This is a genomic window from Streptomyces himastatinicus ATCC 53653, assembly GCF_000158915.1.
Taxonomy (GTDB): Bacteria; Actinomycetota; Actinomycetes; order Streptomycetales; family Streptomycetaceae; genus Streptomyces; species Streptomyces himastatinicus.
The window spans coordinates 185,166-194,579 of record NZ_GG657754.1; the positions used below are offsets into that span (position 1 = coordinate 185,166).

The 9,414-nt window shown below is 71.6% G+C and carries 6 protein-coding genes; 2 read left to right on the forward strand and 4 right to left on the reverse strand.

All coding sequences use genetic code 11. The features are described 5' to 3' along the window. On the reverse strand, positions 1-3,129 hold the full coding sequence (locus tag SSOG_RS00825; RefSeq protein WP_009712281.1) for an alpha-mannosidase: 3,129 nt from the start codon (positions 3,127-3,129) through the stop codon (positions 1-3). A 153-nt stretch (positions 3,130-3,282) separates the two neighbouring features. On the opposite strand from SSOG_RS00825, the gene SSOG_RS00830 reads away from it, so the two are divergent. After that, positions 3,283-4,386: a LacI family DNA-binding transcriptional regulator gene (locus tag SSOG_RS00830; protein WP_078510212.1), complete on the forward strand. Its 1,104-nt coding sequence runs from the start codon at positions 3,283-3,285 to the stop codon at positions 4,384-4,386. A 33-nt stretch (positions 4,387-4,419) separates the two neighbouring features. Further along, complete coding sequence (gene pip, locus SSOG_RS00835; RefSeq protein WP_009712283.1) at positions 4,420-5,382, forward strand: prolyl aminopeptidase; 963 nt, start codon at positions 4,420-4,422, stop codon at positions 5,380-5,382. A gap of 48 nt (positions 5,383-5,430) precedes the next feature. Here the strand turns inward: pip and SSOG_RS00840 are convergent, their stop codons facing one another. The 3 genes from SSOG_RS00840 to SSOG_RS00850 form a co-directional block, all read right to left on the reverse strand. Continuing rightward, entirely contained in the window at positions 5,431-7,332 is a 1,902-nt protein-coding gene (locus tag SSOG_RS00840) for a serine/threonine-protein kinase (protein WP_245606182.1), read from the reverse strand. A 262-nt stretch (positions 7,333-7,594) separates the two neighbouring features. Beyond that, positions 7,595-8,377 (reverse strand): polysaccharide lyase family 7 protein, encoded by a 783-nt coding sequence (locus tag SSOG_RS00845; RefSeq protein ID WP_050799712.1) that lies wholly within the window; start codon positions 8,375-8,377, stop codon positions 7,595-7,597. 93 nt (positions 8,378-8,470) lie between these two features. Next, a complete protein-coding gene (locus SSOG_RS00850; RefSeq protein ID WP_009712286.1) occupies positions 8,471-9,256 on the reverse strand; it encodes an FHA domain-containing protein in 786 nt (261 codons plus the stop codon). Positions 9,257-9,414: the final 158 nt, after the last annotated feature.

Here is a 9,414-nt window from a genome sequence, read left to right on the forward strand (position 1 = left end):
TCATCTGGGGTGGGTTCCAGGGGTGATCCGCAGGGTCGCCACCTGGAAGGGGCCGAGATCCAGGGCCGCGCCATCGGCGGGACGGCGCGTACCGGCCGGTGTCCGCGGCAGGGCCGTGGGCAGGTCGTCCCCGGGCGCGAGTGCGCGTTCCAGCAGGTCGGTCTCCTCCACGGCGGCGCCCGCGCCGAGTTCCGCGCAGGGGCGGAGCAGGGCCTTCGCCCGGCTTCCCCGCGTCTCGTAGATCCGTACGACGACATCCCCCGAACCGTCGTCGGCGAGTTTGATCCAGTCGACGACCGCGTGGCCTTGCAGCAGCTCGATCGCCACCAGGGGGTCCAGGGGCGGGAGCGGCGGGATGTCGGGCGCATTGAACACGGAGGCGGCCTCGACCGTGGCGGGCACGTCCGCGCCGGGGAGCAGGGCCCAGCGGAAGTGGTGGGTTCCCGCGTCGGCGTCGGGGTCGGGGAAGCGGCTGCCCCTCAGCAGCGACAGCCGGACGACGGTGGCGTCGCGGTCGGCGCGCGCGTCGGCGCCGTACATGGTGTCGTTGAGGATGCCCAGGCCGAAGGTGCCGTCGGCCACGTGGAGGTACCGGTGCATGGCGGCCTCGAACATCGCGTCCTGCGCCTCGGTGTTCACCAGGAGCGGCCGCTCGACGTAGCCGTACTGCGTCTCGAAGCGTGCCGTCGGCGCCATGATGTGGACCGGCAGGGCGACCTTGAGCAGGCGCTCGCGCTCCTGCCAGTCGACCGCGCACTCCGTCTCGAACCGGCCGGTGCCCGCCCTCAGCCACATCGTCAGCGTGACCGTCGACGCGCCGAACCGCCGGACGACCTCGACACCGGCGTCGGGCCCGTCATGGACCACCGTCCGGCTGGTGACGTCGTCGACCACCTGGAAGGTGCGCAGGGTGTGGCGGTCCACGTCCCACGCGTCCCACCGCACCGGCTCGTCCCGGAACAGCTGGAGTGCGCCCGCGCGCCCGCCGGGCGGCACCACCTCCCGTCCGCCGCGTGTGGCGTGGAGTGAGGTGAGGTGGCCGTCGGCGTCCACGACGACCCTCAGCAGGCCGTCGTCCAGCACGGTGGCACCGGCTTCCCCGTCGGTGACGCGGACGGGGCCGGGCTGCGTGTCGGCGGTACGGGCGGGGATGAACGGAGGGAGCAGCGCTGCCGTCCGGCCCGGGGCGGCGGTGCCCGGCGCCTCGGCGGCCAGCGCCTCGGTGGCCCGCTCGATGAGCCCGCGCAGCCGGGACTCCATCGCCCGGTAGGTGGCGCGGGCCTCGCGGTGCACCCAGCTGATCGAGGTGCCCGGCAGGATGTCGTGGAACTGGTGCAGCAGCACACTGCGCCAGATCTCGTCCAGGCTCTCCCCCGGATAGGGCGCGCCCCGCAGGACCGTGGCCGCCGCGGCGAGGTACTCGGCCGCCCGGAGCAGCGATTCGCACGCCCGGTTGTGACGCTTCATCGCCACCTGCGACGTCAGGGTGCCCCGGTGCAGCTCCAGGTACAGCTCGCCGCGGTGGACGGGCGCCAGGGGCCGTGCGACCGACTCGACCTCGCGCAGCTCCTCCTCGGCGTCCTCGAAGAACTCCGCCGGGGTGCGGGACACCACGCGTGGCGCGCCTTCCAGGTCGGCGAAGCGGCGCAGCCGTTCGGCCATCTCCCGGGTGGGGCCGCCTCCGCCGTCGCCGTAGCCGTAGGGCAGCAGCGAATGGGAGGCGATCGCCTTGTCCTTGAAGGTGGTGACCGCGTGGCGCAGTTCGCGGGCGGTGACCTCGGCGGCGTAGGTCTCCGCGGGCGGGAAGTGGGTGAAGATCCGGGTGCCGTCGATGCCCTCCCACCAGAAGGAGTGGTGCGGGAAGGTCGTGGTGTCGTTCCAGGAGATCTTCTGGGTCAGGAACCAGCGTGCCCCGGCCCGGCGTGCCAGCTGCGGCAGCGCTCCCGAGTAGCCGAAGGAGTCGGGAAGCCACACCTCCCGGGTTTCGAGGCCGAAGCGGTCGAGGAAGTACCGTTTGCCGTAGGTGAGTTGGCGCACCATGGACTCACCGGTGGGTATGACGCCGTCCGGCTCCACCCACATGCCGCCGACGGGCACCAGCCGCCCTTGCTCCACGTACTGCCGCACCCGCGCGAAGAGTTCGGGGTAGTGGTCTTCGAGCCAGGCGAAGTGCTGCGCCGCCGACATGGTGTAGACGAGGTCCGGGTGGGCGTCGAGCAGGGCGAGGGCGTTGGAGACGGTCCGGGCGAGTTTGCGCACCGTCTCGCGCAGCGGCCACAGCCATGCCGAGTCCATGTGGGCGTGGCCCACCGCGGTGATCCGGTGGGCGGAGGCATGCGCGGGGGCGGCCAGCAGCGGGGCGAGGTGGGCGCGTGCCCGGCGGGCACTGGCTTCGGCGTCCGCCTCGTCGTACGCGTCGAGGACGCGTTCGATGCCGTACAGCAGGCGCCAGTGGCGCGGTTCGTCCTCGGTGAGTTCGGCGGCCAGGCCGCCGAGGACGTCCAGGTCGCAGAGGAGGGCGTGCACCTCCGGCGCGAACACGGCGGTCTCCGCGCGCCGTAACCGGAACTGCTCGAAGGGCTCCCGCGCGCCCTTCTCGCCGTGCTCTGTGGCGACGAAGGGCGGCAGGCCCAGCAGCAGGGGGTTCGCGGCGGCCTCCACGTAGAGCTGGAAGCGGCCGTCCGGGTCCAACAGCCCGGGGCCGTTGTCCCCGGCGGCGAGCCGGATCGCCGTCTGCCGCGGGTGCAGGCCCTTGACGACGGTGCCGTCCGGTGTGAAGACCAGGCCCTCGCAGTGGCCGCCGACGGAGTGGTCGAACCAGCCCAAGTCGAGCAGCAGGTCGACCGGTCCGGGTGTCCGGGGCTCGACCTTGCCGCTGACGCGGAACCAGGTCGTGGACCATGCGGGCCCCCACGCGTCGCCCAGGGCGAAGGGACGGTAGTCGGGGCGGGCGCGACGCGGTTCCGGCGTCAGCCCGAGGGCGTGACGGGGGCTCACCGGTTCGCCGTCGTCGCCGACCGTCCATGCCTCGATCTCGACGTCCCCCAAGCGGCTGTGCACCCGGGGAAGGATGCGCTCACGACGTACGCGGTCGAGCCGCTCAAGTGTCCTGCTGAAGTGACGGTGCATGCGTGGTCCTCATCGCGGAGGAGAAGCAACAGGGCGTCTAATACGTTTTAGTAGAATCGCGAGTGGCCGCAGATTAATACGATTCAGTTCGCCAGTCACCGCGGCGGATCATCACGGTTGCGTAAAGTCGACGTGGGTCACGAGGGAGGGCCGATGCCACCGAGGAAACGTGCCTCGTCAGGAGCGGGGGCGGACGCGGATCCGGGCTCCCCCGGGCGCCCGCCCGCCGGGGAATTACCGGCCCGGCTGCGCAGCACCGACATCGCACGGCTCGCAGGGGTCTCCGTCGCGGCGGTGTCCATCGCGGTCAACGGACGCCCCGGGCTGAGCGATGCGACCCGCAAGCGGATCCTCGATGTCGCGAACGAACTCAACTGGCGCCCGCACCTGGCCGCCCGCGCGCTCAAGGGCGCGGCCAACGACGTGGTCGGCATCGTCATCGCCCGTCCCGCGCGGACGCTCGGCGTCGAGCCCTTCTTCGCCCAGTTCCTCTCCGGCCTCCAGTCCTGCCTGTCCAACCGGGGGATCGCCACGCAGTTGCTCATCGTCGAGGACACCGAGACCCAGGTGGCGGTCTACCGGCGCTGGGCGGCCGAGAACCGCGTGGACGGGCTCGTCCTGCTCGACCTCGCGGTCGACGACGCCCGGCCCCGACTCGTCGCCGATCTGGGCATCCCCGCGGTGGTGCTGGGCAGCCACGGGAACCCCATGCCGCTGACCAGCGTCTGGGTGGACGACCACGCCGCGACGGCTCGCATCCTGCGCCATCTGGTCGCCCTCGGACACCGGCGCATCGGCCACGTCAGCGGCACGGTGGCCTACCAGCACACCCAGCGCCGCCTGCGGGCCATCGAAGACGTACGCGACTCCACCGGCATCGAGGTGACGTCCATCGCCACCGACTACTCCGACGCCCAGGGCGCGTCGGCGACCCGCCGTCTGCTCGAAGCCAACCCCCGCTACACGGCGGTCGTCTACGACAACGACGTCATGGCGGTCGCCGGGCTCGGTGTGGCCACCGAGATGGGCATCCCCGTCCCCCGCGACGTCTCCGTGGTGTCCTTCGACGACTCCGTACTCACCACCATGGCGCACCCCTCGCTCACCGCGCTCACGCGCGACACCTTCGCGCTGGGCACGCTCACCGCCACCGAACTGCTCCGCGTCATGGCCGAACGCCCCGCGCCCCGCCCCGTACAGGCCCCCACCCCACAGCTCGTCATACGACAGAGCACCGCCGCTCCCGCCGAGCGGTGACGCCACGCCGTCAGGCTTCAGGAGGAGACCGTCATGGCCCAGCCCTTCCCGCCCACCGAACCGGACGCGCACGGCCTCCTCGATGTCGGCGACGGACACCGGATCTACTGGGAGAACAGCGGAAACCCCGAGGGGAAGGCGGCACTGTGCGTGCACGGCGGTCCCGGCAGCGGCGGACGCCGCGGCAGTGGCACGATGTTCGACCCCGAGGTCTACCGGGTCGTCGTGTTCGACCAGCGCGGCTGCGGTGAGAGCCTGCCGCACGCCTCCGACCCGGCGGTCGGTCTCGCCCACAACACCACCCATCACCTCATCGCCGACATGGAGCGGCTGCGCGAGCACCTGGGCATCGAGCGCTGGCTGCTGTACGGCGGCTCCTGGGGCTCGACGCTGATCCTGGCCTACGCGGAGCGCCACCCCGAGCGGGTCTCCGAGATCGTCATCCCCGGGGTCACCATGACCCGGCCCGACGAGATCGACTGGCTCTACCACGGCGTCGGACGCCTGATGCCCGGCCCCTGGGAGGCGTTCCGCGACGCGGTGCCCGAGCCGGAGCGCGGCGGCAATCTCGTGGCCGCCTACGACCGGCTGCTGAACAGCCCGGACGAGGCGGTCCGGGTCAAGGCGGCGCAGGACTGGTGCACCTGGGAGGACGCGGTCATCGCCCATGAGGTGCTGGGCAGCCCGGGCTACTACAGCGACAAACCCGATGACGCGCTGATGGCCTTCACCCGGATCTGCGCGCACTACTTCGCCCACGACGCCTGGCTGGAGGACGGGCAACTGCTGCGCGACGCACACCGGCTGGCGGGGATCCCCGGGGTGCTGATCCACGGGCGGCTCGACCTGGGCAGCCCGCTGAAGACCGCGTGGGAGTTGTCCAAGGCGTGGCCGGACGCGGAGCTGAAGGTGATCGACGAATCGGGGCACACGGGCAGCCCCGCGATGCGGGACGCGATCCTGGAGGCGATCGCCCGGTTCGGAACGAACGGGTAGGCGGGTCGGGGCTCTGAGGCGGCGGCGGTCAGGGCCCTGAGGCGGCGGTCAGGCGGGCGGCAGCGCGGCAGCGGCCGCCCCGGCGAGGTCGGTGGCCATCTCGCAGGGCCGGTCCTTGCGGCCCGCCCCCTTGACGACCAGAGCCACCCGCTCGGTCCCCTCCACCCGGTCCACGCCGGTGTACTTGCGATGGACCACCTCGACGCGGCAGCTCCCCGGGCCCTCGTCCTCCGGCAGAACGATGGCCTGGTGATCGCTGAGCCGCGTCGACCGGGCGTTCTCATCGTCGGGCAGGCTGCCCTGGTCGAAGCGCAGGTCCACCTCGTACTCGCTGGTGGTGCTCTTCCACTGGCAGTCCCAGCGGCCGAATCCGACGTCCGGGTCCTGGGCGTCGATGCCGGGCACCTCTTCCAGCGCCTTGATGTCGAGCAACGTACAGGCGTCCTGGTGCGCCAGCGAACTGGGCGAAAAGTCCGGGGAACGGCGGGGAATCGCGCCGCGGTTGAGCACCTTCACCGCGCGTCCCGTGGCTCGATCGGCGGTGTCGCACAGCGGCTCCTTGACGTCATCGGGGCGTCTCGCCGCCGCGGTGACCCGGAGGCTGTTCTCGCGGGCGCCGGTCACCGCCACGGCCCGCTCGCACTCCTCGCGCTCGGGGTCACGCTCCACGACGGTGACCCTGCCGGTGGTCCTCCTCGCCACGCCCTCCGGCAGCGGATCGGCGTCGAGTTCCACCCGGACGTCCACGACCTCCTCGCCGCGCTGCTTGAGGAGGACGTCGCATCGGTTGAAGTTGCCGTAGTCGGCGTCCAGTTCGGCTTGCTCATAACGAGCGAACACATCGGCGTCCAGCAGGGCACAGGGGTTGGCCGTACGGGGGTCGCCGATGAAGTCCGCGCTGGTCAGCTTGGCCGGTTTGGCGGAGGGAGCGCCGTCGTCCGCCCCGGAATCGTCGCCCAGGCTCATCACGACGAACGGAACGGCGATGGCCAGCGCGGTGACGGCGGCGGCCCCGGCCGTCAGCAGCGGGCGGCGCCGGACGAGGCTCGTCGACAGGCGCGGCTGGAGCCCTCCCCCGGCCTCCTCGCGGTACGCCACGGTGGCCGTATAGGGCGTGGTCGCCGCCGCGGCCTCGGGGAGCGCCGGGAACTGTTCGGGCGGGCCCGCGATGTCCGTGAGGGCGCCGAGCGCCTCGGCGGCCGTGGGCCGGGCCCCGGGGTCATACTGGAGCATCGCGGTGAGCAGCCCCCTGAGCGGCCCGACGCGGGGGCTGATGGCCTCCAGCCGGACCATGCGCCCGGCGCCGCGCAGCGGTGGAGTCCCCGTCACCAGGCAGTACAGGGTGGCGCCGAGGGAGAACACGTCGGACGCGCGCTCGGGCGCTCCCCGGAACGCCTCGGGAGCGGCGTAGAACGGGGTGAGGCTGACCGGTCCGTTGGGCGTGATCGTCTCGCTGCCGTCCACCCGGTACGCGGCGCCGAAGTCGGCCAGTTTGGCGACCCTCTCGTGGGTGACCACGATGTTGCCGGGCTTGACGTCGCAGTGCACGATGCCCTTGGCGTGCAGGGCCGCCAGCGCACTCGCGATCTGCGCGCCGACGTGCGCCGCGAGCTCCGGGGCCATTTTCACGGGGACGTCCAGACTCCCGCCGGTCACATGTTCCATCACCAGCCAGAACGTGGACCTCTTGCCCTTGCCCGCGCGGACGGCGTCGTAGAGCGTGACGACATTCGGGTGGCTGAACTTCGCCAGGGCGCGCGCTTCCGCCAGCAACTCGTCGAAGTCGGCCTGGCTGTTGTCCTCGAGCAGGGCCCGTTTGAGGACGACGGGTCGGCCCAGCTCCGTGTCGACGGCGAACCAGACCGCACCTCTCCCTCCCTCGACGGGCCCCCTCGTGAGCCGGTATTTGCCCACCCTCTCCCCCCGCCGCACGGCGAACTCCCCTCTCACGACGCCAGAATCCCTGCTGCCACCAGGCACGTAGTCCGAACTTAGCGCCCACCGGGGCGGACCCGCACCGGTTGTGCTGCCCTCGGGGGCGGCTCCGGGCGCGGTGGGTGGCCGCGGCGAGCCCGACCTGGCCGGTTGAGAAGGGAATTCACGCGCCACTGCGGAAATCTTCACGTTTGTGAGGGTTGTGGCCGCCCGAAAGCGCATGCGGAGGTGCCGGGCTCGCCCGTACGGGGAGGCCCGGCACCGTGTTCGCGGCCGGTCAGGAGTGGGTGACCTTGAGACCGGATATGCGGACCTCGCCATAGTTGCCGCCGTCGCACGGGTCCGAGTTCTCGCAGTTGGCCTGCGTGTAGGCCCCTGCCTTGAAGTAGTTGGTGTCGCCGTCGTCGGAGATCGTGGTCTCGCGCTCCCCGTTGAAATAGACGTCGATCTTCCCGTTCCGCGCCACGAACTTGGCCTCGAACGCGGTGCCCAGCTCGTAGTCGTCGGTGACCAGGTGGTGGTGGGAGTCGTCGCCCTTGGTGATGTAGAGCTTGCTGCCTTCGAGGCGGAAGACCGTGACGTCGTCGTCCCCGCCGTGGATCTGGGCGCCGACGAGATGCGGCTTGTCGTTGGGGAGCGCCATGAACGCCTCGTCGACCACCAGGGTGTGGGTGCCCTCGGTGGTCGACCATTCGGCCTCTTCCTCCCCGCCATCGGTCATCTCGCGCAGCTCGGCGCGCGGGTAGCTGGAGCCCCCCGTCGTCACGCCGTCGACGGCGGACCGGAACCGGACCGCGTCACAGTCCCCGGTGACCTGGAACCAGGGCTTCGCGGAGAAGGTGGCGAGATCGGGCTGGGTGATCTCGGTCGGGTCCTCGTCCTCGCCGGTGGGCAGGGTCATCTTCCAGTTGGTGAGGTCGAGGACGTCGGCGGGGTACGTGCACCGGGCGGCCGTGGCGTCCTGGGTGTCGGCGGCGTCGGCCCCCGCCGGAATCGCGAGGGCCGCCGCCGAGGCGACCGCGGTGATACCCGCGAGAGCGACGATGCGCATGCGCGTCATGGGAAAGTTCCTTCCTGTGTCAGCCGTGGCCATCGTTCGCCGACACTTTCGGGACGGGTCCCGAGGACGATCCCGAAGACGGGCACGGGGCCATCACGCCGGATCGGGCCAGGGCGCCTCGTCCTCGATCAGGTCCAGGTCCGGCGGGACGAGCGTCGTGGACTCCACCAATCCCTTGAGCAGGTTGTGCAGCAGACCGTTGTCGGCGGGGCGTCCCTGCGACTTGTCGTGCATCAGCGGGTACTTGAAGCCGGTCTGGTGCAGGCGGCGGCGTACGGCCTCGATCCGGTACTCGATCTTGCGTTCGTTCCAGCCCGTGTCCGGGCGGAGGTAGCCGAGCTGCCGGGCCGCCATGGCGTAACTCATGGGGCGCGGATCCTCCTCGTACAGCAGGTACCGCTGGCCGAGGACGACCAGCAGCAGCCGTTCGTCGTCGTCGAGCGGCCAGATCTCCGGCCGCAGGGTCTCGGCGCGCCGCCGCGAGACCGGCCCCTGGTCGTCGTGGCCCGCCACGTACAGCTCGACCAGGTGTTCCCGGTAGCCGGAGCCCTTGACGAACAGCGGGGTGTAGCCGGTGTCGAGCGGGATCGGCTCGGTGCTGAGGTGCATCATCCGGCCGCGCGGCAGCCGGACGAGCTGCCGCCCGGTGTTCCGCAGCCACCACTGCCCCTGGCGGTACGTCAGCTCGCCATGGCGCCGGCTCACCCGGAGGTCGTCCACGCCGACCCCCAGGTCCACATCCGGCTTCTGACCGCGCCCGAAGCAGACCGTCAGACCCGGCCGGGGCAGGGCGCTGAGGTCACCGGCCAGGGTGCGGGCGTGGAGGCTGCCGGGCGTGGTGGGCGCGACTCCGCGCGCGAGGCTGGCGGAGAGGGGCATCGGATGTCTCCTCGGTTCGGGGGGTGCGCGGCACGTGCGCGGTCACACGCACCCAGGGTCCGCTCCCTGCTCCGGGACCCGTCCCCACAGCGCATCCGCCCATTTTTTTTTTTGGCAACCGGCGTGCGACCGGACGGGTCCCGACGCCGCGGGCGGAC